21 protein-coding genes and 1 tRNA gene are annotated in these 24,590 nt (G+C 48.1%); 10 read left to right on the top strand and 12 right to left on the bottom strand.

Annotated elements, in window-relative coordinates:
* Window positions 1–50 precede the first annotated feature (50 nt).
* The 6 genes from OI18_RS08185 to OI18_RS08210 all read left to right on the top strand — a co-directional run bounded on the left by OI18_RS08185 (window position 51) and on the right by OI18_RS08210 (window position 5,573).
* Window positions 51–980, top strand: a complete 930-nt coding sequence (locus OI18_RS08185; protein WP_039138884.1) for a phosphoribosylaminoimidazolesuccinocarboxamide synthase — start codon at window positions 51–53, stop codon at window positions 978–980.
* Window positions 981–993: 13 nt separating this feature from the next.
* Window positions 994–1,428, top strand: a complete 435-nt coding sequence (locus OI18_RS08190) for an ABA4-like family protein (RefSeq protein WP_039138885.1) — start codon at window positions 994–996, stop codon at window positions 1,426–1,428.
* Between the two features lie 37 nt (window positions 1,429–1,465).
* A complete protein-coding gene (locus OI18_RS08195) occupies window positions 1,466–2,482 on the top strand; it encodes a WD40/YVTN/BNR-like repeat-containing protein (protein ID WP_039138886.1) in 1,017 nt (338 codons plus the stop codon).
* A gap of 22 nt (window positions 2,483–2,504) precedes the next feature.
* A complete protein-coding gene (gene hscB, locus OI18_RS08200) occupies window positions 2,505–3,041 on the top strand; it encodes a Fe-S protein assembly co-chaperone HscB (RefSeq protein WP_039138887.1) in 537 nt (178 codons plus the stop codon).
* 37 nt (window positions 3,042–3,078) lie between these two features.
* Window positions 3,079–3,162, top strand: a tRNA-Leu gene (locus OI18_RS08205).
* Between the two features lie 122 nt (window positions 3,163–3,284).
* Complete coding sequence (locus OI18_RS08210; RefSeq protein WP_039138888.1) at window positions 3,285–5,573, top strand: hypothetical protein; 2,289 nt, start codon at window positions 3,285–3,287, stop codon at window positions 5,571–5,573.
* Here OI18_RS08210 and OI18_RS08215 read toward each other — a convergent pair.
* The 3 genes from OI18_RS08215 to OI18_RS08225 all read right to left on the bottom strand — a co-directional run bounded on the left by OI18_RS08215 (window position 5,566) and on the right by OI18_RS08225 (window position 10,621).
* Window positions 5,566–6,357 (bottom strand): alpha/beta hydrolase, encoded by a 792-nt coding sequence (locus tag OI18_RS08215; protein WP_039138889.1) that lies wholly within the window; start codon window positions 6,355–6,357, stop codon window positions 5,566–5,568. The genes OI18_RS08210 and OI18_RS08215 overlap by 8 nt on opposite strands.
* 82 nt (window positions 6,358–6,439) lie before the next feature.
* The gene (locus OI18_RS08220; RefSeq protein WP_039138891.1) at window positions 6,440–8,884 is read right to left on the bottom strand and encodes a carboxylesterase family protein; all 2,445 of its coding nucleotides are present in this window, start codon (window positions 8,882–8,884) and stop codon (window positions 6,440–6,442) included.
* Window positions 8,885–8,905: 21 nt separating this feature from the next.
* Window positions 8,906–10,621 (bottom strand): phytoene desaturase family protein, encoded by a 1,716-nt coding sequence (locus OI18_RS08225; RefSeq protein ID WP_039138893.1) that lies wholly within the window; start codon window positions 10,619–10,621, stop codon window positions 8,906–8,908.
* Window positions 10,622–10,708: 87 nt separating this feature from the next.
* On the opposite strand from OI18_RS08225, the gene OI18_RS08230 reads away from it, so the two are divergent.
* Window positions 10,709–10,960, top strand: coding sequence for an acyl carrier protein (locus tag OI18_RS08230; protein WP_039138895.1), 252 nt, complete (start codon window positions 10,709–10,711; stop codon window positions 10,958–10,960).
* Window positions 10,961–10,972: 12 nt separating this feature from the next.
* Here OI18_RS08230 and OI18_RS08235 read toward each other — a convergent pair whose 3' ends face one another.
* Both OI18_RS08235 and OI18_RS08240 read right to left on the bottom strand, forming a co-directional pair.
* Entirely contained in the window at window positions 10,973–11,752 is a 780-nt protein-coding gene (locus tag OI18_RS08235; RefSeq protein ID WP_039138896.1) for a mechanosensitive ion channel family protein, read from the bottom strand.
* A gap of 9 nt (window positions 11,753–11,761) precedes the next feature.
* Entirely contained in the window at window positions 11,762–12,859 is a 1,098-nt protein-coding gene (locus OI18_RS08240) for a class I SAM-dependent methyltransferase (RefSeq protein ID WP_039138898.1), read from the bottom strand.
* 129 nt (window positions 12,860–12,988) lie between these two features.
* On the opposite strand from OI18_RS08240, the gene OI18_RS08245 reads away from it, so the two are divergent.
* Window positions 12,989–13,180 (top strand): hypothetical protein, encoded by a 192-nt coding sequence (locus OI18_RS08245; protein ID WP_039138900.1) that lies wholly within the window; start codon window positions 12,989–12,991, stop codon window positions 13,178–13,180.
* Here OI18_RS08245 and OI18_RS08250 read toward each other — a convergent pair.
* The 3 genes from OI18_RS08250 to uxuA all read right to left on the bottom strand — a co-directional run bounded on the left by OI18_RS08250 (window position 13,169) and on the right by uxuA (window position 16,441).
* Complete coding sequence (locus OI18_RS08250; protein WP_039138903.1) at window positions 13,169–14,590, bottom strand: glycoside hydrolase family 125 protein; 1,422 nt, start codon at window positions 14,588–14,590, stop codon at window positions 13,169–13,171. The genes OI18_RS08245 and OI18_RS08250 overlap by 12 nt on opposite strands.
* A gap of 136 nt (window positions 14,591–14,726) precedes the next feature.
* Window positions 14,727–15,185 carry a DoxX family protein gene (locus OI18_RS08255; protein ID WP_039138904.1) on the bottom strand — a complete coding sequence of 153 codons (459 nt, stop codon included), beginning with the start codon at window positions 15,183–15,185 and terminating at the stop codon, window positions 14,727–14,729.
* A 74-nt stretch (window positions 15,186–15,259) separates the two neighbouring features.
* Entirely contained in the window at window positions 15,260–16,441 is a 1,182-nt protein-coding gene (gene uxuA, locus OI18_RS08260; protein ID WP_082037892.1) for a mannonate dehydratase, read from the bottom strand.
* 132 nt (window positions 16,442–16,573) lie between these two features.
* On the opposite strand from uxuA, the gene OI18_RS08265 reads away from it, so the two are divergent.
* Window positions 16,574–17,164 (top strand): hypothetical protein, encoded by a 591-nt coding sequence (locus OI18_RS08265; RefSeq protein ID WP_039138907.1) that lies wholly within the window; start codon window positions 16,574–16,576, stop codon window positions 17,162–17,164.
* Window positions 17,165–17,229: 65 nt separating this feature from the next.
* On the opposite strand, the gene OI18_RS08270 is transcribed toward OI18_RS08265, so the two are convergent.
* Together OI18_RS08270 and OI18_RS08275 are read right to left on the bottom strand one after the other, a co-directional pair.
* A complete protein-coding gene (locus tag OI18_RS08270) occupies window positions 17,230–17,913 on the bottom strand; it encodes a hemerythrin domain-containing protein (protein ID WP_039138909.1) in 684 nt (227 codons plus the stop codon).
* Between the two features lie 17 nt (window positions 17,914–17,930).
* A complete protein-coding gene (locus OI18_RS08275; RefSeq protein ID WP_039138912.1) occupies window positions 17,931–19,274 on the bottom strand; it encodes a glycosyltransferase in 1,344 nt (447 codons plus the stop codon).
* 231 nt (window positions 19,275–19,505) lie between these two features.
* Between OI18_RS08275 and OI18_RS08280 the strand changes: the two genes are divergently transcribed.
* A complete protein-coding gene (locus tag OI18_RS08280) occupies window positions 19,506–22,574 on the top strand; it encodes a ligand-binding sensor domain-containing protein (RefSeq protein ID WP_160290205.1) in 3,069 nt (1,022 codons plus the stop codon).
* Window positions 22,575–22,578: 4 nt separating this feature from the next.
* Here OI18_RS08280 and OI18_RS08285 read toward each other — a convergent pair whose 3' ends face one another.
* Window positions 22,579–23,358: a LytR/AlgR family response regulator transcription factor gene (locus OI18_RS08285; RefSeq protein WP_039138916.1), complete on the bottom strand. Its 780-nt coding sequence runs from the start codon at window positions 23,356–23,358 to the stop codon at window positions 22,579–22,581.
* Window positions 23,359–23,459: 101 nt separating this feature from the next.
* On the bottom strand, window positions 23,460–24,494 hold the full coding sequence (locus OI18_RS08290) for a sensor histidine kinase (RefSeq protein ID WP_039139251.1): 1,035 nt from the start codon (window positions 24,492–24,494) through the stop codon (window positions 23,460–23,462).
* Between the last annotated feature and the right edge of the window lie 96 nt (window positions 24,495–24,590).

Genomic DNA, 24,590 nt, shown 5'->3' on the forward strand with positions numbered 1-24,590 from the left:
TTCTTTTCTCAGACAAATTTTTTTAGGCTGCGGCTTGGTAACTTCGCGCCATGGCAACATTTCAATTCCCCGGACAGACTGCATTTTACAGAGGAAAGGTTCGCGATGTATATACGATCAATGACCGCCTGTTGGTGATGATTGCATCGGACCGTATTTCAGCATTCGATGTAATTCTTCCTGAACCCATCCCATATAAAGGACAAGTGCTGAACCAGATCGCTGCATACATGCTCAAAGCAACTGCAGATATCTGCCCGAACTGGCTGTTGTCCGTACCTGCACCAAATGCATCAATCGGGAAAAAGTGCGTACCCTTTAAAATTGAAATGGTGGTAAGAGGAAATCTTACCGGTCATGCATGGCGTACATACAGCAGTGGAAAAAGGGTTTTATGCGGAGTAACATTGCCTGAGGGGCTGAAGGAAAATGACTACTTCCCCACCCCGATCATCACACCTTCGACCAAAGCGGCTGAAGGGCATGATGAAGACATTTCAAAAGAAGAGATCATTTCGGGAGGACTGGCCACTGCAGAAGAGTGGGCTGTTCTGGAAAAATATACACTACAGTTGTTTGAGCGCGGAAAAGAGATCGCAGCAAAACGCGGACTGATCCTCGTTGATACAAAATATGAATTCGGGAAGATCGGCGACACCATTTATTTAATGGACGAGATTCACACGCCCGATTCATCACGTTATTTTTATGCAGACGGATTTGAGGAACGGCAGTCTGCCGGTGAAAAGCAAAAGCAGCTGAGCAAGGAATTCGTGCGGGAATGGCTGATCGCAAACAATTTCATGGGCAAGGAAGGCCAGACCGTTCCTGCAATGACTCCCGAATGGATCGATACCATCAGTAAACGATATATTGAGCTGTATGAACAGGTGATCGGTGAATCGTTCGTACCACAGCAACTGACCCCCGAAGAAACCAACGCGCGGATTGAAAAGGAACTGATGGTGAAAGCAGGTTAAAACCTATCACTATATGGTATCAGACGTACTATTCCGCCTGAGCAGTGGCATTGCCCTGTTGGGCTGGGTGCTGTTGCTGAGCTTTCACAAAACCTTGTGGATCTCCAAAGTGCTCGTCGGCACCATCGTGACCTTCCTGGCTTTGTTATACACCTGGCTTGTGGCTTCAAACCTGGGCGCGTTCCAGTCAGACAGTTTCAATTCGCTGGACAATGTAGCCAGTTTATTCCGCAGCCGGGAGGCGTTGCTGGCAGGATGGGTGCATTACCTCGCATTCGATCTCCTAACGGGTATCTATATCGTAACAGAGGCCAGGAAAATCGGCATCGGCTTCTGGCCCCTTCTTCCCTGCCTGTTTTTCACATTCATGTTCGGGCCGTTTGGGTTCCTGCTTTACCTGGTGCTGCGCTGGTACCAGACACGGACGTATTTCGCAGAAACTGAATAGAGGCATTCGATTGCAGTGAATTCCGTAGCTTCCGGTCATGAACACACGAATTTCGTTTTTGTTATTGTTTTTTATTTTGGCTGTAACTGCTGACGCGCAGGAACTGGTTGAGCTTCCCGGTAAGCCCGGTGTAAGCCTGCGGGGGTTGAGCGTGGTGAATGAAAGGATGTTGTGGGTGAGCGGATCCAAGGGAACAGTGGGACGTAGCACTGATGGCGGCAAACATTTTACCTGGATGACCGTGAAGGGACATGAGCAGCGTGATTTTCGCGATATCGAAGCATTTGATGCGGTGACAGCGGTGGTGATTGCCGTTGATTCACCCGGACTTATACTCCGTACTTATGATGGCGGTGCAACCTGGAACCAGGTATACCGGAACAACCGCAGTGGCATTTTCCTCGATGCCATGACCTTCTGGAAAGATGAGAAAGGCATGGTGATCGGTGACCCGCTCGACGGCCGTTTCTTTTTGTTACAGACTGATGATAGCGGCCGCAGCTGGCGCGAACTGCCGGAACAGGAACGCCCACTTGCGGATACCGGCGAAGCGTGTTTTGCTGCGAGCGGCAGCAATATCAGGTTATTGTCGGGGAGCAGGTTTGCCTTTGTCAGCGGCGGAAGGAAATCAAGAGCATTTGTGGATGGGAAGGTGGTGAATTTGCCGCTGGTTCAGGGTGAGGCCACAACCGGTGCAAACGGGCTTGCGGTACGGAAAGCAGGCAGGAAGAAAAACAGCAGGAAATGGGTCGTTGTTGGTGGTGATTTTGCAAAGGATACGAGTCGTGCCTCAAATATTGCCATAACTACAGATGGTGGCCGCACCTGGAAGGCTGCGGATGTTCCCCCTTTTGGTTATCGTTCAGGAGTTGTGTTTTTAAATGGCCGCAAGCTGGTAGCCTGTGGAACCTCGGGGGTTGATGTGTCATCCGATGGCGGGCGTACCTGGCGGAATATCAGCAAAACGGGATATCATGTAACCCAAAGGTCGAAGAGTGGAAGGGCAGTTTACCTTGCCGGCGGGAATGGGCGTGTTGCCCGCCTTAAATGGTAAGTTGATCGTACATTTGCACCGCATGAATTATTTCGAACTCTACGGGATCCCGGTAACTTTTGAAGTTGATCCCGGTGTATTGAAGAAAAAATATTACGAACTAAGTCGCCGCTACCATCCTGATTTTTTCACGCAGGCAAGCCCGGAAGAACAGGCAGATGTGCTGGAAAAATCGTCGCAGGTAAACAAAGCTTACAAGGCGTTCCGCGATAAGGATTCCACGATGCAATACCTGCTTGAAATGAAGGGCCTCGTGGAACCCGAGGAAAAGTACCAGCTGGACCCGATGTTCCTGTCGGAGGTTATGGACATCAACGAACAATTGATGGAATGGGAAATGGAAGAGGATCCAGAGCTGCTGGAGCGGGCTGAGACAGCTGCGAATGAATTATTAAAATCGATATACGATGAAGTGGAGCAGGATATGGCAGGTTATCAGGAAGCTGTTACTTCCGAAAAAGCGTTGCTGCGAGTAAAGGATTACTACTACCGTAAAAAATACTTACAGCGAATTTTGGACAAGATTGCCTCATCGCGTAATATTGCAACCCGCAAGTGACCGCACTTTCAGGTGCTTCACAGGCGGAGCGACATAAGCCCAGATGGCGGAATTGGTAGACGCGCTAGACTCAAAATCTGGTTATCGCAAGGTAGTGCAGGTTCGATTCCTGTTCTGGGCACGGAAAAAATGGGTTGTAATAACTTACAACCCATTTCTATTTTTACGCATTACCGATCAGCATTTTCATAGTCAGGTAGTTCTTTTATAATTTCCAGTAGCTTTAATACCTGAATCACTACTATGAATTTTCCCTTTTACTGGGAAACACCATTCAAACTGTTGCTCTGTTTTCCTGACCTGGTAGACGAACTCGAAAAGCAGGCGGCAGATCCCACGCATGAATGCTTTATGCGTGCAAAATCACTTCTTGCGGAAATCGAAAAACACCCCGAAATCCGGGATGGTATTACGGATATATCGCAGATCTACGAAAACAAAGACCTTCTCAGCCGGATGCTGGAAACCGTCTTCCCTCCTGCCCTTACACGCAACGAGATCAAGGCGATCAGCATTCCTTATACCGGCCTTATATTCAACCATACCGAACGCTTCAGGCAGATCCTCCGGAATGCCGGTGAAAACTTTGATATCATTATCCGTGATTTTGATGAACACCAGTTCTATATAATGAACTGCTGCCTCATCCTGAACGAATTTTACGGTACACACCTAGACTTTTCCAAACCGCTGTTCTACGATATCCCGACTGCGGAAGGCATTATCAAACATTACCGCATTTTGTACAATGCCGATTTCCTGGATATTCTTCCCACGGAAAAAAGCCTGGCCCTGACGCCGGAGGATATTGACCACCTGATGGACAACTACGACGACATTGCATTATGGAAAGAGAAATTCCCGAAGGAGAGTTTCCTCCTGAAAGGATATACCATCATGTCGCTGTTTGATGCAACGATTGAAAATGCCGTTTCCATTTTCAAGGAGAAGTTGCTCGGGCTGACCAGCAGCAGCCTGCATTTGCGGACAGAATCCATACTGAGGTCAATCTTCCGATTGCCCGAACTTGAAGTCGGCCTTTGCATTTACGATGACGAAGAAGAAACTTTTTCCACTGACGCATTCGGCAGACAGGCAAAGAGTTTCCTGGTGCAGTCAGGTGTTGACAGGAAGGCCAAAGAAATGCTGAACAAACAAGCCTACCATCACCTGCTGGAGAAGAAAACATATTTCGCTGTTTCAAAGATCAGTGACTTCCTCGCGGCGAATCCTGACAGCATACTTTCAAAGTATCTCTATGAACAAAAGTATCAGAGCTTCATTCTCGCCCCGATGGTCAAGAACAGGCGACTATTTGGCGTGCTGGAACTGGTGTCAAAAAACGCCAAGGAACTTAACAGCATCAATGCGAATAAGCTGGATGTTGTGATGCCATTCCTGACTGATTCCATAGAAAGGGTTGTTGCTGAATTCCAGAACCAGGTGGAAGCCATTATCCAGGATCATTATACTACCATTCATCGCAGCGTTTACTGGAAGTTCAGGGCAGTCGCAAAAAAGCTGATCTACCACAATCAATCCGGCATCAGCCGCCAGGCGGATGAGATCCTTTTCCCGGATGTTTACCCGTTATATGGACAGGTTGATATCAAAGGTTCGTCGGATGTCCGCAACCTCAGTGTGCAGAATGACCTCAAACACCAACTGGCATCGTTACTTACCCTGTTGGAAAATATCAATGGTGCTCATGATTTCGTACGTGAAACGGAAAGGGTGAAACAATTGCTTGCGGAACTGGATCTTCCGATCATGGCGGGAACTGAACAGTATATCCAGAATTATATCGACACGCGCATCCACCCGCAGCTGAAGCAGGTAAATGAGGGGGAACTGTCAGTAATGGTGAACAATTACCTGGATGAGACAATGACTGAGAACGGTTCCTTCCGCCGGAACGTGAGAATGTATGAGGATTCCATCAGGCTGATCAATGAAAAGCTGGCCGCATTGCTTGACCAGCGGCAGAGTGAAGCACAACTGATCTTTCCCCATTACTATGAACGATTCAAAACAGACGGCGTTGAACACAATCTGTATATTGGCCGGTCAATATCCCCGACACACGTATTTGATCATCGACACCTGCAGGCTTTGCGGTTGTGGCAGATAAGGGTGTTATGTGAAATGGAACGTTTACACCATCGCCTCAAACCTTCACTGCCGTTCCCGCTGGACGTCACCACACTGATCATGGTGTCCGGTTCAACGATAGCGATCCGATTCCGGATGGATGAAAAGCGGTTTGATGTGGATGGAAGCTACAACGCCCGGTTTGAGATCGTCAAGAAGCGAATTGACAAAGCGCGGATCCTAAACAGTACCGAACGGATAACCGAAACAGGTAAGATCACCATTGTTTATTCGAACCGTGCCGAGGAAATTGAATACCTCGGCTATATCCGGATCCTGCAGGAAGAAAACCTGCTGACAACTGAAATAGAAAACCTGCAGGTCGAGGACCTGCAGGGGGTAAGCGGTCTCAAGGCTTTGCGTGTAAAGCTGGTCAGTTAAGCCGGCGGTCGAGCCAGTCGAGGATATAGTCTGCATCTTCTTTCCAGGTAGATTGACCCAATACGAAATGGTTCCGGCCGGGAAATTCCTTATACTCAAGTACCGAACCATTCTTCTTATACCGGTTAAAATTCCGGACATTCAGGTGCACAGGTGTGATCGTGTCTTCGCTGCCGGAGGTGAACAGCAATGGCACATGCGGTTTGTCGTAATCCACACTGGCCGCACTGGTGAGTCCGCCCCTGGCGACGGTCTTTGATTCCGGGATGGTATATTTTTCATATGCATCATACTGCTCATCAAGAGGCATTCCATTCACAAAAGCATATTGCCAGTCTTTGAATGACATCAGGTAGGTCTTCTTCAGCGATGTGAAGACCCCGAGTGATTTCCACCCGGCTTTCAGGAAGCTGAATTCGTATGGGAACACTCCCAATGTAGGTATAGAGTGAATGGCCACACCTGCGGCGGCATAACCACGGTTCACCAGAACCTGTGTCATCATGCCGCCGAGAGAATGACCAATTATGATGGGTTTTTCGGTAAACTTATTTGCATAGCTGGCATAGTGATCAATCACTTCTTTCAATGTCAGCGTGGCCAGTTCGATATCGTGCGGCTGCTTATTGCGCAACGATTCAGGACTGCCTTCCTTGAATGGCCATGCCGGCGCAATAGTTGTGTAGCCCTTACTTTGAAAATAGGTATTCCATTCGTCCCAACATGAGTTGGAAACGAATGCGCCTGTCACAAATAATACCGGGTGTTTTGTTGCGGCTGACATAAACAACGGGATTTGACCACAAAGCTATAAAAGCGATGCGCGCCGGTACATAGTCAAACCGTGCAAACAATTGTATAATCGATCAGGGAACGATTACCATTTCCGTTGACGGCACCAGTTTCCAGTTGTGATCGAAGAAGCCGGCCATCTTTACACCCTCCACTCCTTTCTGCAACATGCGCAGGTCATGGATCATGAAATCGGGAAACCCGCTTGCGCCTGCGAAGTACTGGTTGGCATTTGCAGCTTTCATTCCTTTGATTCCTGTACCTGTTACAACTCCTACGGAGGCAACAGCCGACCTGCTGTTCGGCCAAACGAAGTAAGCTGACAGGTCATCACCGTTCATCGTTGTTCCTCCTGCAATTACCTGGTTGCGATCGACCTGGATCGGGCAATCACTCAATAATGATTTCCATGCCGAGTTGGTGGACTTATTTCCGAAAATGATCACCCCGCGGTCTTTATATTTTTCGGGAGAAAATTCTTTATCCGAAATAATATCAACCGCACCGTTACCGCGGTAGTACCAGGTTTCTGCATCGAACCTGGCCTTGTTAAAGCTCCATTCATTTTCTTCGCGGTTGCCTGTTGTGCCATAGACGAATACCATGCGATGGTTAAATGCATCCTTCAGCGTACCATAACGGGCAGGGTTTTTCTCGCTGGCTGTGGGTGCAGTTGCGATTGTCCATTTACCATCAGCTTTTACGAGGAAGATACTGTCGTTCTGTTTCGTCGTGTATGTGATGGCCTGCTGGCTGTCGAGTGTTATCCGGATCGATTTATTGGCACCAAAATCTTCGAGCGAGAACTTCAGGAGTCTTGCATTGGTTGCGGAACCTGTAATTGTTCCGGCAGTTTTATTCCGATTCAGTTTAATGCGGCTATACTGCAGGGGAAGGTCCTGCTGCAGGATGGAAGCCCAGCGATATGCGGGCGAAATACCCGGACTGGCGGTCTGGAAATCGATCTCGTTAACAGCGCTGTCGGCTTTTGACTGGTGCCATTGGAAGAAATCGAAAATGGGTTTCCAATCCACACTATGATCCCCGAACCAATGACTACCACCAGGATATTCGTAGTAACTCATGTCAGAATGGAATCCACCGAGCTGCGCGCGCATCTGGCGGGCATAGTTAACCGAAACCACGCGGTCTGAGTCGCCGTGAAAAATATATACGCCCAATTGTTTATAGTTCTCTGCGAGCCTGGGAACATCGCTCTGGTTGCTTGAACGCAGCAACATTTGTTCAATGGGAACACTGCTGTTGTCAGGAACAAGTCCATCTGCCGAACCATAACCTTTCAATGTAGGATACCCCGCGCATGGAGCAATTGCGGCCCATTTGTCGGGATAAGTAGCACCAAGGAACCAGGTGCCATGGCCACCCATCGAGTGACCTGTAAGGTAGATCTTCCGTGGGTCTGGCTTAAACTGATTCAGCCCGATGTTCAACACTTCCAGTGCATCCAGTCTGCCCCAGTCTTCCCAGTTGAATCCCCTGGGCCTGCGGTTGGTCGCAGCAATGAGATTACCCCAATCCTTTGGTTTGTATGCACGCGCCTGGCCGATTGCCTCCACTCCTGCACCATGTACGGAAAGAAACAAAGCTGCGTTGTCCGGTTTGCCTGATGTTGGTGTAACTGCGTAATACTGCAGGCTGCCGTCAATATTGCTGATGAATGTGCGGCTGTAGGACTCGTTTGCATCAACTGCTTCCACCTGGATGGAAGTGTCGTCCAATGCTTTGCCGGATTGCAGGAGCTGCAAGTCACAGGCATATTTTCCCTTCGCAGAAATGTCCTGGCCATTGAAGCGGAAAATTACTTTCCGGCTGCTCATGGCCGGGATCTCAGGAATGGATGACCTGAGTTTATTGTTGTTCAGCGAGGTCGCGATTTCCAGTCCACTGAGTTTTTTCGAAGTAGTGTTGGTTACCACCACGGCTCCCATAAGTTCATTATTGTTCAGCCCTGCAACGATAAAAGGCATCGTAGGATCCTGGATATTGAGATGAACCGGTTTCGCCGGAAACTCAAGTGATGCGGTGAGAAAGCCAGCCCTTGCATAAAATTCATTCAATCCTTTTTTCAGGGTAACGGGAATATATAGCCAGCCCGATCCATAAGGATCGCCGGTATGCAGTTCGCCATTCACGTACACAGCACTGTTACCGGCCATTTTCAGCAATGCCACCTGTTGCTTACCGGATGTATAAGTCAAATAAAAATATCCGCCACCTCCACCGAAACCGCGGCTACCCCTCATCCTGTTGAGGCTGTCCGCTTTAATGAGCTGCCAGCTAACGGGCTTTCCTTTTACTGTATCGAACACCTGGCCGCCGGCTGGCGTTGCCATTGAATTGGTATACAAGCGGTATGCAAGTACATCGCTGTACACTGCTTCCCTGCCGTAATGACTTACGTTGCCAACATACAATCCCTCGGTAAACACATGGCTTTTTTGTGCGAAGCCATTGATGCATCCTGCCAACAGCAGGCCTGCTATTATTACTCGTTTCATAGTTAAATTAATTTCGGCAGACTATATTGTTTCGTTTGCCTGTGCGCGTTGAAGTTTTTGGGCAGGTGTTAAAGGACGTACCCATGAATTATCGTATGGACGCAATGATGGGTGTGCAAGCACTGTGTCGAGCGAAGTTTTGCCATCCATATAAGTAGCCAGCACATCGAATGCTGCATGGCGTTCTTTTTTCAGCACAAGGAGGCATGCATTTGCCCCGGCTTTTGCAGCTATGGGTACACCGCCGCCGAGTTCTGCCCAGTGTCCGCCGAGAATGAGGTTTTTGACCGGTGTCAGGTAATGTGCAATATTGTTCTGCATATTTTCCCGGCCGGGTTTTGCGCCCATCATGGTACCGTTCCTGTTTCCGGTATATCGCCAATGGGTAACCGGTGTAGCCACATCATAGAAGAGTACATGACTGCGGAGCCCGGGTGCCACACGCTCTTCCACCCTTTTGATGATCTTTTCAGCAAGCTCTGATTTCAGCTCACGGTATGATTCACCACGAACGTAATTCCCTTTGTCATCTTTACTGGTATTCCACTCGTTCATGTAGCTGATGCAGGCAGGCATATAAATCGTAAGTGTTCCGTTTCCTTCCGGCGCCATGGTTTTGTCGCGTACGGAAGGTGCAAGAATACTGATCTCCGTTTTGGTTGGGTCACCGCTGGAATAGTCACTGTAAGGCAATCCTTCATCTGCAAGGTGAACCAGTTCTTCATTGAATCCCAGTTCCTCAGAAGGGCAATCGAGGGCGATGGAAATCGTAACGGAGGAACTGTACAATTCTGCATTCTTCAGCTTCGCTTTCAGTTTTTCGGGAACTGCATCTGCAGGCAGCATTTTTTCGTAAAGCGTTTCGATATCATTTGCTGCAATTACATATTTCCCGGTGATTTCGTAAGGTTTCCCGCGATGTTCAAATTTTACGCCCCGGCAGACACCATTTTCCACATCGATCTTAGTGACCCTGCTTTGGAACATGACGGTGTTTTCATAATACTGAACCACGTGCTGCAGCCATTTGGGGATCATTTGTCCACCACCGTTTGGCGGGCTCTGGAAGTCACCATAATATGCCCAGCCAATGGGAACCATGCATCCGATCAGTTCGTTTTCGGATGTAAAAATTCTATGCAAAGCCGGATCCCTGAAAAATTTATTCAGGCCCTTTTTTAGCCCTTTTTCTCCCTTGTATGTTACGTAGGGAATGAATGGAAGTGCAAATTTCAGCAGTCCCCATTTCTTGGCGAGCCTTTCGAAGAAGTTCTGCGTTTCACCGCAGCGGAAGACCGTATTATAATTATCGAAGGACCGGCCAATTTTTTTTGATTCTGCGAAAAAACGCCGGATGCCCTTTTCTTCCGCCGGAAATTCCCGGATCAGCTGGTCACGCCATTCGTCGGGATTATCGGTAAGCAGGTAGTCAAAAGTTTCGCCTTTGTAGCGGCGGATGCGTTTCTGGCATACAGCGGAGGGATGGTCATTGCCAATCGCATTAAAAAGCCTGGTGACCATGCCGTTAGGGCCATATTGGTTCAACCAGTGGATCGCTGTATCAAAAATGAAATTTTTCCGCCGGAATCCTGCGAGGTAGCCGCCAACGTGCGGTTCTTTTTCCAGGACACAAACGGAATAGCCGCATTTGCTCAGCAAAGCTGCCGCCGTCAGTCCGCCTACACCCGCTCCAATTACTATAACATCATAATGATCTTTCAATCCAGGTCTTTGCATGCAAGGAAATTACAGAACAGTTCGCAATATTTGTAAATTTGCTAAATTAAAAGAGATTTTAGTGAAGTTTCGCTACCTTATTGTGATATGAAAGAGAAAGAGATTATTGAGAAAATCAATTCGTTCCTGGTTGAGGAATTCGAAGTTGATCCAGAAAAGATAACACCCGATGCAAACCTGGCTGAAGCGCTTGAGCTCGACAGCCTGGATTATATTGACCTTGCCGTGGTGATCGAATACAATTTTAATTTCAAGGTAAAACCGGAAGATTTTAAAGACATGAAAACGGTGCAGGATTTTTACAACTACGCCATTTCACGCACTTCAGTTGCATACTGACGATCCCGGTCTTTAAACCAATCCTTTACTTTTTAAGTCGCGGAGGATTTCTTCAAACAGCTGCAGTTGAAGCTTTGGATAATCGTGTGCATTGATCCATAACTCCAGCCTGCAAACGTATTTGTCGGCTTCCAGGTCTGCAACGCCGACTTTATGCGGGGGTTGTTTCAGGATATCCGCGTTTTCTGCGATCGTTTTTTCCAGCACAGCCTTCACTTCATTGAAATCTTTGGAATATGGAAATTTCAGGTCGATGTCGATCCGCCTGCGTCCCTGCCGGCTTAAATTGATCACCACTTCATTCGACAATTTGCCATTGGGAATGATAATGGTTTTGTTATCGAAAGTCAGGATGATGGTATAAAACAACTGGATGGATTTCACCTCCCCTTCCGATCCCTGGGTAACAATCACATCCCCCACCCTGAATGGACGAAGAACCAGTAAGAGTATCCCACACATAAAGTTCTGCAGCGTTCCCGACAATGCGAGGCCCGCGGCCACACTGAAACCGGCGATGATCGCGGTCATGAATGTAAGCCTGATGCCCGCGATATTGAATACGCTGATCACGAGCATTACCTGCAGGGCGATAACGATGAGGTTCTGCAGAAAATAGACCAGTGAGGGATTAAATTTTCTCTTTTGAAACCTTTCCCGGAGCCAGTTATTGAAAAGCTTGATTAACCAGAAACCAACAAACAGCAATACGATCGCGAGCGCATATAACGGCAAATGCGTTACCGCCCAGTCAGATGCACGTTGCCAGAACTTCTCCCAATTCCATTCCATATAGCCGTTTTAGGTTAGCGGAATTGCAAATTGCAGGCCCGAGAGCGGGCTCCTGACTTCTTTGGACTGAACAAGCACCTTAATGCGACTTCCCAGTTCCATCACAAAATTCCGGATAAAGGAAATATCCATTCGCCGTGCCGATTCTTTCAATGACTCAGCTTCCTGCATGGTCCGTAACTCACCTGCGAGTCCGAGTCCCTGCAGGAAATGGAGCTGGTTCGTATAGCCGTTCACGTTAAGGCCATTCAGGCGGCCCCAGTGTGCGAGCGCAGAAAAATTCACATGAGTTGTAATATCCTGGTCGCCAATATTATCATAGGGACAGGAACCTGCCTTATGCTGGTAATAGCAAACCATGTTTCCGGTACTGCGTTGGGCTTCATACATCTTGGATGAAGTAAAGCCATAATCAAATGTGATCATGTATCCGCGTTTCATGCGGTTAGCAATTTCACTTACCCAATCATTGGCCTGCAGGTTGATCTCTGTGCAGTATCCCCATGGCAGTTTAACATGTAGCTGTGCCAGGTAATCCTGCAATAAATCACCGGCGGGCAACAGGATTTCTTTAAACCCGTCCTTGTAATCAACATAAAATTCCATAAGCTCATGCTGCATACATACCCGGTGTACTGAGAAATTATCCAGCAGTTCATTGGCCAGGACGCAGCCTGAAAAAGAGGGAATTTCAGAAATGGAATCGACCCATTTTACCCTTTGGGGCAGGATGGACTTTTCCAGTTCGCGCATGTAGCCGCTCTTTTCAATAATGAAATATTGCACATGCCTGGAAAAGCGACCGTTTCGTTCAATATACGCAAGGATATCGCGGCATAACTCGCCTGTACCCGCACCATATTCAACAATAATGAAAGGGCCGCCGCCCATTAACAACCACATTTCTTCCAGCTGGCGACCGATCAGCCGGCCAAACAAACTGCTGCAAAGCGGGCTGGTATAAAAATCGCCGTCCTTGCCCAATTTGTTGCGGGGCGAGGAATAATATCCTAACCCCGGATAATAGAGGGCCATCTCCATGAAATCGCAAAATGTAATCGGGCCGTCGTTTTTAATGCGTTGGACAATAAGTTCCTTTAAGCTCATAGAGGTGAGAATACAATCCGTGGACCATGGGGATCGAAAAGTCGTAAGTCCATGGCATTCCGGATCTGTAGAGCAACCTCCACACTCTTTCTGGTATGTTTTTTTGACCGTTCTCTGTAAATGTTAGTTATGAAACAGGACCAGACAAAAAATATCAAACCCCAGGTGTTGAAGGACAAAAATGCCCGTCCTGAAAATAAAGACAACCTGGATCACCGTGAAGGTGAAGAGCAGGACTTTAAGGGCGACGATGTTACCCACAATAAAAAGGAGACCAAATCAGAGAAGCACAAACAGGATCATAGCCGGTCAGGCAAGTAATCCGCGTTTCTCACGGTACACTTTCCAGATGAATTCCCCGAAAATGGTATTTGCCCAGGCGAACCATTTTCGGGTGAATTTTGCGGTGTCGTCCTTGTGAACAGACTCATGCATGAAACCGGTACCTGCATGGCATTGCTGCAACATGCTGAGGCAATTTTTTATTTCCTTATCGTCAGTTGAGGTGAGTCCCTGCATCACGATGCTCATTGGCCACACCATGTCGAGGCCGATATGCGGGCCACCGACACCTGCCATTTTGGTCCCTTTAAAATAGAACGGGTTATCTTCTGACAACACGTAACTGCGTGTTTGCCGGTACAGTTTATCGGTAGAAGGTATTGCTCCGAGGTATGGTAACGCTAACAGTGATGGCACATTTGCATCGTCCATCAGGTTAAAACTTCCAAAACCGTTTGTTTCGTATGCATAGATCTGCCCATATTTATGGTGTGGAGTGACTGCATTTTCCTTCAAGGCTGCTGATACCTGTTGAGCAAGAGATTTTGCTTCATTGATTTCCTTCTCCAGTCCTCCTTTCCGTTGAAACAGTTCTGCCATCTGCTGAAGGGACACAACGGCAAAGAAATTGGCTGGTATGAGGTAAGGATAGATAGTTGCATCGTCACTCGGACGGAACATGGAACAAATGAGCCCGTTTGGTTTCGCCGGATAACCGTAACCGGCCATAGGAACGCCATCGGTCGCCCAGGCAGTTTTACGCTGGAAATTATAAGGGCCCGCGTTATGGAACCGCTGTTGCTCACGGAATGTTTTGATCACCAGGCGCATGGCTTCCACCCACTGGTCATCGAGAACGGAAAGGTCACCTGTTTCTTTAATATAACCATGAGCGAGCCTGATGGGATAACAGAGGGAATCAATTTCCCACTTACGTTCATGGACACCCGCCTTCATGTCAGTAATATCTGTCTCCTTCCATTCGCTTACTTTCTTTTCATCCTTATAGAAGGCATTCGCATAGGGATCTTTAATGATACATTTCACCTGGCGGTTGATCACCCCCTTGATGAGTTGCTGAAGGTCTTTGTCTTCGTGACAGAGAGGAATATAGGGCCAGACCTGTGCGGAGCTGTCGCGCAGCCACATGGCATCGATATCACCGGTTATTACGTAGGTGTCCGGTTTTCCATCGATCATCTCAAACTCGACAGTAGTATCCAGTGTATTGGGAAAGCAGTTTTCGAAAAGCCAGCCAATCTCTTTATTGCCGGTGTTACGGCGGATATCGGCGATTAGTTTTTCGACCGCTTTGCTGTTGAATTTACGTTGTGCAAGCGGAGTTCGCACCTCGGGAAACTGGTTGCGGCCATTGGCGAAAACGCCTGAGCCTATCATTACGCCTGCTGTTGCAAATGCGGACTGTTGAATAAATTTCCTTCTCTTCACGATAATAATTTAAAATTCAAAATTGAAAATTAAAAAAAGCGGTGCAACATACTGAGATTAATAATAACAGTTAGCGAAAGCGGCAAAAAAAATACCGGCATTGTGACCGGTACTTTGAGTGGTTGAAGAAAATATTTTAGCTGGATCTCCCTGGTGAATTCCTATTCATTTCATCCTCTCCCCTAAGAGACCATGGTCCGTCGCCGGCTATCAGGAAATAAACCAGCAGTGCAAGAACGAGGACGGAAATGATAAGTTCAGGAAACGGTCTCCAGAGATCCCGTGATGAGTTTACAAACAAAATTGCTCCGATAAGGATTGGGATCTGGAAGAGAGCAGCCACCCGGGTGTATGCTCCCAGGATGAAGAGAATGCCGCCCAGCAGGTGGGCAACGAAAACATAGTGTCCTAAAACAACCAGGGCAAATGGTGGCATGGGCAGTTTACTATCCACTTCGGCCATCAGGGAACTCATGTTGTACACAAATTGAATTCCTTTGATACAGAGGAAAATACCCAGTGCAACGCGTACTATATCCATCCAACGGGGGTGATGCCTGTCGCCCCATAATTCAAGGCGGTGAAGGAGGTTCATATAGTTAAGTTTTAGGTAAGTAAGAAAAGAACTGCTGACCTAAAATTACTAAATGCCTACCGGAAAATGGACAACTATTTTCCGCCGGAAGCCCGGCTCACGCCATACTCCAGGCCCCTGAGCTCAGCAAGTCCTTTGAGCCTTCCGATTGCCGAATAGCCGGGATAAGTTTGTTTTTTAAGATCATCCAGCATCTGGTGGCCATGATCAGGTCGCATAGGGATAGATTGTTTTCTTGCCTGCATAATATCCCAGATCTCACTGACGATCGCATACATGTCGGAGTCACCCCCGAGATGGTCTGCCTCATAAAAGTTCCCCTGGGGATCGCGCGAGGTATTGCGCAGGTGCAGGAAGTGGATATGAGCCGCATATTTCTTCAGCATGCTGACCAGGTCATTATCGGCCCGCGCCCCGTAAGAGCCCGTGCAGAAGCACAACCCGTTAGTGGTGGATGGTACTGCCTGGAGCATTTCATCAACATCTTTTGCTGTACTCATGATCCGGGGAAGGCCGAGGATCGGGTACGGCGGATCGTCGGGGTGAATGGCCATTTTGACACCAACCTGCTCCGCAACCGGCACTACTTCGCGAAGGAATTCAAAAAGGTGTTGTTTCAGTTTTTCGGCATCGATGCCTGCATAGGTATTCAGCGCTTCGAGCACCTGTTCGCGGGTAAACGCTTCCTTGCTGCCGGGAAGCCCAAGCATGGAATTACGGAACAGGTCCGCTTTTTCCTGTTCGCCCATGGCTGAAAACTTTTCTTTTGCCAGCCGGATCTCTTCTTCTGTATAGTCCTTTTCAGCACCGGGCCTTTGCAGCAAAAAAAGATCGAAGGCGACAAATGCGCTCCTTTCAAAATACAGCGCCGTACTTCCATCCTGCAACTTATATGCTACGTCAGTACGCAGCCAGTCAAGGATGGGCATAAAATTGTAGGTAATCACTTCAAGTCCGCAAGCTGCCACATTCCTGATGCTTTCCTTGTAATTCTCTATCCACTTCTTATAATCGCCCGAGCGTTTTTTAATGTCTTCATGCACCGGCAGGCTTTCTATGACTTTCCAGTCCATACCGGCAGCCCTGATCATCTCCCTTCGTGTTGTGATCTCTCCGGCTGTCCATACCTCTCCGACCGGGACCTGGTGCAATGCTGTGACAACGCCAGTGCAACCAGCCTGCCTGATGTCGGCAAGTGAAACAGTATCATCTGGACCAAACCAACGCATTGTCTGTTGCATGAAAAACTGGGGCATGGGATTTTTTTTCGCCAATTTATGAAAAGAACTTTCAATTCATCCTCTCATTTCTACAATTCATTCCTGACGCATTGGAAGAAAGTTTTCCCGGCGATTACTTTGGCAGAATAAAACCGAAAACCAGACAACATGAAAAAGATCATGCTCACTACTGCGGGATTGACTGCAATCCTGATCAGCGGCCTGATTGCCTGCCAGGACAGTTCGAAAGCAGCAACGGAAACAGCTTCTGCCAAACAGCCTCTTACGCAGGAGGAGCAGGTCAAAAGGGGTGAATATCTCGTAAACACCATTGGCTGTGATGATTGTCACACGCCGAAGAATTTTGGTCCGAGAGGCCCTGAACCAGACATGGCCAACCGCTTTGCCGGTCATCTTGCCGACCACCCGATTCCCGAGGTCGATACTGCAGCGTTGGGAAAAGGATGGGCACTCTTCGGTCCGGAACTTACTGTTGCCGCCGGCCCCTGGGGCATTTCCTATGCAGCCAATATCAGTTCTGACTCTACCGGTATCGGCACGTGGACAGAACAACAATTCATAAAGGCCATGCGTGAAGGGAAGTATAAGGGAATGGACAACAGCCGCCCGCTGCTGCCACCTATGCCCTGGGCAAACTTCGCCAAACTGACCGACGAAGACCTGGGTGCAATGTTCCAATATCTCCAGTCGACGAAACCAGTTAAAAACGTGGTGCCACCTGCCAAACTAAGATCTTAACCTCCAATAAAAAAAGTGCGCAAAAGCGCACTTTTTTTATACACAAATCACCATGCTGTGGCACCTTATGCTACCATAGCTTCTTCTGTCATGCCGGTCTGAACGTTGTCCCACCTCATCATCGGCATCTTTCCCGAGATCCTTTCCAGCAACATTTCATACACCTGGAGTGGTAGTGTTGGACGAACGTTCAGCAACCAGCTGACAATTTCTTCATCTGACATGTCTTTCATCATCCATGTGCAGAGGCTCAGCCATTCGGTTATTGTCTGGCGGCCTTCGATCTGCATGTGAAGCTGACGCAGTGCATCATCAGAATAATATGACCATAACAAAGGGTTCAGTATTTCTTCCTGTAACTGCATACCTGCAATTACCTGCTCCGCAAACTTCTGGAAGCTCGTGTTGGCGATGCTGGCCGCAAGTCTTGCAGCCCTTGGCGTACCGGCATACTGCTCATACAGGTTCATCCTGTTAAGCATTTTCATGGACGCTGAAGGCTTTTGTTCGTCCCCGTGAGCGAAACATTCCTCTACCCTGCCATGCAGCACACTGATCGCGGGAATGATATACCTGGCTTCTTCTTCCGCCTGACGCTGACAGGCAAGTACCAGTTCGGTTACCTGGTCGAAAGTAGCCTGAACCTGCCCGGGGTCGCTGAAGTCCGTAAACTGGATCAACAGGCTTGTATCGAGTAGCAGTGACCGTAGTGCACTGTGTGAATGCTGGAAAATATTGAACCTGCGCATGAGTATATCAGTTTGACTTAGTAAATAAGCGCATCGTCGTTTACCGGAACCAGTTTATGTCGCCTGCTGAGCAGCAGTTCTGTCACAAACCTTTCCGTTAATTCAAGCGGTGCGTAGGTTTTGAATTCGCGGGCCAGTGCCTGCACATTCCTGCGATATTCACCGTTTGCAATGACTTTTTCAATGGCATTGCGCATCTGTTCCGGTGTCGGTCTTTCGTTGCGCAGGTCTATACCAAGCCTGAAATAGCCTATTCTTGCATTGATCTCATTTTTCCCTTCGTGAACGCCTGCAACAACAAGTGGAAGCTGGTTTTCTATCCCCAGCATTACACCACCATAACCACCATTGGTAACGTATACATCCGTATAGGGCATGATATCAGTGAAAGGAATAAAATCCTCGATGATGATATTATCTGCCTTGTATTGCTCCCGCAGCAATTTGGTTCCATTGCCGCCGGTAGTGGCTACCACGAGGTAGTTACTGTCACGGAAGGCTTTCAGTACCGGCACAATGATCTTTGTCACATCACGTTCCACAGTTCCCTGGGTAACCAGGATCACCCGGTCAAATTTGTTCAGGCGGCTGTCGAACCAGGGCTCTTCTTTTCTTTCTCCGGCGTAAGGAAGCAATGCGCCGATGAAACGGATATGTTCACTCAGGTCGCTGCGGTTATATTCAAATCCCGGTGTTCCGCTCTGGAGGAACAGGGAAGCTTTTCTTACACCCATGTCAAAGAAATTCTCCCCGTTGTGCGGGATATTATACTCTTCAAAAAGGTCATACATGACGTTGATGGATTTGCGGAAAAGGATATTGTCTGCAACCCAGCGTAAGCCTGCCTGGCGAAACTTGCCGGCCCAGCTGCGGGCAGGATGAAGGCCCAGGCCATACGGTGCCAGGTCGCGGGAAGATTCCAGCAGTGGCGCAATTCCGATCGACAGCACAGGAATCTGCATGAGTTCCTTAACAAACGGTATGGCAGTAAACATACAGTCAGCGATCAGCAGGTCAAAAGGGAACTCGCGGTGAATGTCGATCAGGTCAGCATAATATTCCGGTGCGCGGCGAACAAAGAAGTTCTGCAGATCAAAATTCAGCTTGCCAATCTTGCTGTTAATGCGTTTTCTTTCCGGAAAGACCTCTTCGGCATTTTCGCTGTTTACTTCAAGAGCCTTGCTGAAAGGAAAATAAGGAATACCCAGTTTTGCGGCTTTTTTGCTGTAAACATCCGAGCCATACCAGCGTACATCGTAGCCCTGCTGCTTCAGGTGAACCGCGATGCCGGTCAGCGGATTAAAGTGGCCATCCGCAGGCACGTTGGCCATCAGGATCTTCCTGGAATGTTTGTGATTCATAGATTCAATTGATAAGGTTTACATTGACGAAGCAATATTACTACGGTATTACGCGCCGCAGAAGCGACACGTGGATGAACCTCCAATAATGCTGCGCCAATTGTAGGGGCAGAATCACTATTACAATTGATACCCGGATTTCACCAATTCATCTGCCTATCATGCTGTCGATATGGTGGTCGTTTGAAATTGACCCGGGCCTGACTATATTTGAAGGATACTATTCCTCAGTTGAAGAAGCTTTACATCGTCTGCAGCATCCTATTCCTGATCATTTGCCGGCTGAACGCGCAGCAGGCAAGACAATATTCTTTTACCCATTACAGCACAACGAATGGGCTGGCAAGTAACCAGGTGTATAATGTCACCCAGGACAAACAGGGTTATATCTGGATTGCTACCGTAAACGGGCTGCAAAGATTTGACGGTAAGGAATTCATCACCTTCAGGCATAACCGCAATTCAAAAAGCTCATTGCCTGCAAATAATGTTGTCGCGGTGTATACAGACAGGCAATCGAGAGTATGGGTGATCAATGAGGACAATTCAGTCGGCATCTTTAATACCATTAACTTCAGCTATTCAAATGTGCCGATCGTAACGCAACCGAGGGGGTCCAATATGTACCTGCCTGCCAAGATGCTCGAGGACTGGAATGGGCGCCTTTACCTCTTCATCGAGTCGCTCGGGATTTTCCTGCTGAATGAACAGGCAACGGTCTTTGAACCGATCGTTGACAGGTTTGGAATCCCATCCAACTGGCACCTGCACGATATTGCGGCCGACAGCAAGCGGAAAGTTTTCTGGCTTGGTGCCGATTCGGGACTTGCACAGTATAGCCCGGTAACCCGGCAACTCAGCTACCGTGGTCACAATCCAAACCGTGATTCCATAATAGAAGCGTTCAGCGATCTCCGTTATGTAAGTGGCGTTACTCCCCTGAAGCGCGGAGATGGATTTTCGTGTAATAACTGGCCGCGTGACCGCGGACAGCCATTTGTTTATTATTATGAACCGGCTAAGAAGAAACCGGATGTTTACAACATTGCGGACTATCTGGAAAAGGCCTATCATGAAGTGAAAGGTCATTTTGAACAGGAAGATGGTTCCCTTTGGATCTATGGAATGCCCTTTATCGGATCGATTGATCATTCCGGGAAAAAATTTGCGGTGCTGTCACAGGCAACACCATACAGTCCGCAACTCCGGTTCGACCGGGCCAATCATATTTTCGAGGACCGGCAACACAATCTCTGGCTTTCCACGTCGGACGGCATTTATGTTTTTAACCCCCAGTCGCAGCATTTCAATTCCTATTACCTGCTGCGACCCGGAGCGAAACCAATTGACGGACCGGTAACAAGTGTAACGCAATTACGCAATAAGCAGATCTGGGTGGGAACCTGGGGTTTCGGTTTGTACACCTACGATGAAAACATGAATCCCTTACCGATACCTGCGGCTTTCAACCACGTGAAAGACATATTGGTGATCTGGTATATTCACCAGCATCGGGATGGCCGGATCTGGATCGGGGAACAAACCGGCAAACTGAAAGTGTTCGACCCCGTGTCAAAAAAACTGACAGACATGCAACTGCCGGTATTCGAAAAGAAGACCATCCGGCAAATCGCTGAAGACGAAGAAGGGAATTTGTGGTTCGGCACACATGGGGGACAACTCATCAAATGGAATTACAAGGCTTCGGGCGGAGATCCTGGCAAGGGCTATGAACTGGTTACGAAGTTGTCACTGATCACGCGGCTATATACGGACACAGATGGAACTATGTGGATCGCTACGCAGGGCAACGGGCTCTATCACTTCGACCCCCGTAAATCCATGATCACCGATCATATCACCAGCACCACAAAAGGCGGGTGGCAACTTGGAAATGACTCACCAACTGACGTGGTCAGGTATAACGACAGCCTGCTGATCGTTGCAGGTTATACCATTTCCGTGATCAATACCCGAAATCGTACGAACCGGGTGATCAGCCTGGATGAAGGACTTCCGTCAAACACTGCTTATTACATCAAAAAGGACGTGCGTGGCAGGTTATGGATCGCCCTGCAGAACGGACTATGCCGGTGGAACTTTGAGAAAAATACCTTTACCCTCTTCGACCGGAAAGACGGGATCATTTTTGACAACCTCACAGCAGGCGGTGCTTATCCGCTCAGTAACAACAGGCTTGCTTTTACTTCCGATCACAATTTCCTGGTATTCGATCCCACCAATGTTCTGCAGTCTGATGCACCGCCGCCGGTAACGATCACGGGTTTACAGGTAATGCAGAAAAGGTTGCCGGTAGATTCGGTGATGAAAGAAAAACGACTTGAGCTTGACCATCACAACAATTCCATTACTATTGATTATTCTTCTTTGCAGTATCTCGAACACGACCAGCTCGCCTATTACCATAAGCTCGAAGGAATTGACAAAGAATGGGTAAGATCTACAAACAATAAAGCCGTATATAACTACCTGCCTTACAAGACATATAATTTCCTGGTCAAATGTGTGAATGGTGACGGACTCGAATCATCTTCCATCACGAATTTGTCCATCCAGGTACGGCCGCCTTTCTGGCGTTCCTACTGGTTCATGGGACTGATGGTTTTCCTGGGTATCGGTTTCCTGTACTGGCTCGACAGGTTGCGGATGCAGAAGATTCGGGCTACGGAAAGCATTCGCACACGCATTGCGACCAGCCTGACCGACGACCTGACCAATTCACTCAGCAGTATCAATATTTCAAGTGAGCTGGCGAAGACCAAGGTTGATACCGATGCTGTCCGGACAAAGGATTACATCCACCACATCAGTGAAACCAGCAACCGGATGACGCAGGCAATGTATGATATGGTCTGGAGCATAAATCCGCAGAACGACCAGATGCATAAAACGCTCGACCGGATGAAGCATTACGCGATGGAGATGGAATCAACGCATGAAACCAACATCACGATAGATGCCGATCCTGCCATTAAGGAGCGGGAGTCGGATATGGAGCACCGTTATGAGTTGCTGTCAGTGTACAAGGAAGCCATCTGCAATGCCGTTAAACATGCAGGAGCAAAAAACATTCATGTACAGGTAAGATTGCGGAAGAACAAACTGATCCTTATTGTGCAGGATGACGGTAAAGGATTCGATCTCACCAAAGCTGGACTGGGGCGTGGCATCAACGATATGAAGCGCCGCGCGGAAGCCGTGGGCGCAAGCCTTGATATCCTTTCAGAAATAAATACCGGGAGTATCGTGAGGCTGGAAATGAAACTGCGCGCCCGCTAGCTTTTTACTTGCCCATCCACTTCTTGAAATCACCCACTTTTTCGCGGCTCACGATCGCTTCCTTGTCTACTATTGGCTGGAGATTCAGCAGAAGACGGTTCCCAAAGTAATCGTGGATCTGGTCAACACTTTCGATGGAAACATAAAATGACCTGCTGATGCGGAAATAGCGGTCGGGATCGAGCATGTCCTCGAGCTCGTCCATGGTATAATCAACAATAAATTTGCGGTTGTCTTTTGTCTTGAAGAAGTTCACCCGTCCGTCGCTGTAGAAATAAGCGATATCATCCACTTCCACGCTAACCAGTTTCTGGCCCTGCTTCACGAGAAATCTTTTGCGGAATTCGCGTGGTTGCAGTCTCTGCTGCAATTCCTTGACAAGACTGTCGACGTTCAGGTTACCCTGTGATTCACCTACCCCGAGCAGCTGTTTCATTTTCCTGAACTTTTCAAGTGCAGCTTCAAGGTCTTCTTTCTGTACGGGTTTAAGCAGGTAATCTACACTATTTACCTTGAAGGCTTTCAGTGCATACTCATCGTAGGAAGTGGTAAAGATCACAGTACTGTTAACATCCACTTTGTCGAAGATTTCGAAACTCTGGCCGTCGGCAAGCTCAATATCCATGAGGATGAGGTCGGGGGCCTGGTTGTCCTGCAGCCATTTAACGGAGGAACGGATACTATCCGTAACGCCGACAACTTCAGCATTGGAGTCAACTGACTGGAGTGTTTTCTGTAATTTCCTGACTGCCAGGTCTTCATCTTCGATTATAAGCACTTTCATAGAAAGGTATTAGTATTGATTGCAAATTAGTGGTGAACCCGTTTCCAGCTTTCGGCCTGTGTACGACTTGTTAAAATTACCGAATGAATTGTTAATACCGGTTATGGCTGGATCAGGGGAACGGCAACCGCAAACTCTTTGCCGTCGTCACGGATCATGATCTCTTCCTGTTTCATCAGCCGGTATTTATTATGGATATTGTTCAGTCCAACCCTGGTTGAATACACCATCCTGTCCTTACGCTGCAGGTTATTGCTTACCACGAGCCGGTTGCTGTTGGTGGTCAGGATCATGATGCGAAGCGGGCTGTCCCGCAGGATCATATTGTGCTTAACGGCATTTTCCACCAGCATCTGGAGCGTCAGCGGGGGCAGCAGGTAGCCGAGGCTCCTGTCGTCAATCTTAAGTTCGAGTTCGAGTCCGTCACCATACCTGGTCTTCAGGAGGTGAAAATAGGAATGAATGAACTGAAGCTCCGTATCGAGAGTGGTCAGTCCATCTTCGTTTGTCCTTAACAGGTAGCGGTACACCTTGCTCATTTCATCCAGGAACTTCTCCGCTTTTGCCGGGTTTTCACTGATCAGCGATGAAAGTGAATTGAGACTATTGAAAAGAAAATGCGGGTTAACCTGGCCCTTCAGGCCTTCGAGCTGGCTCTGCAGGTTTTCCTTTTTAAGCTGTTCCGCTTCGTCAACCAGGCTTCTCCATTTTTCATAAAATGCCGCGCCTTCATTGAAACTCGTTGCCAGGAGGTTTGTACCGGCACCAACAATTAAAGCAATAATATAATCCTTCGTGTTGATCGAGTACCCGAGGAAACCCAGGTAATCATAGCCCCAGAACAGGATGCTGATACCAGCCACCATAATGAGGATATAAAACATCAACCCGATGGCTATTCGCCTGAAGGTCTGGCTGTAACGGGGATACTTATGCGCCAGCACAGTAGCTATCATGCCACATGCCACATAAACAAGAAAGATGACGGTAAGCGTGATGAAAGTTGCAACCAGGAAGTTAGCAGCTGATTCAAAATAGCGGTTACCAAACAATAAATAGTTCACCACCCCCGCTATCGGCGGCAGGAGAATCAGGGCAATCCAGGATTCCTTCTTAGAGTAACGTAAAAATGCCATACTGTTCAACATTTCCCGGCCTTTGGTTCAATATACCGGTTTAACCGCAGTGGCTCTTCAAGCAGGGAATGAACTGTTAATTTAGGGGATGAATTG

The sequence above is a fragment of the Flavihumibacter solisilvae genome, assembly GCF_000814475.1.
Classification (GTDB): Bacteria; Bacteroidota; Bacteroidia; order Chitinophagales; family Chitinophagaceae; genus Flavihumibacter; species Flavihumibacter solisilvae.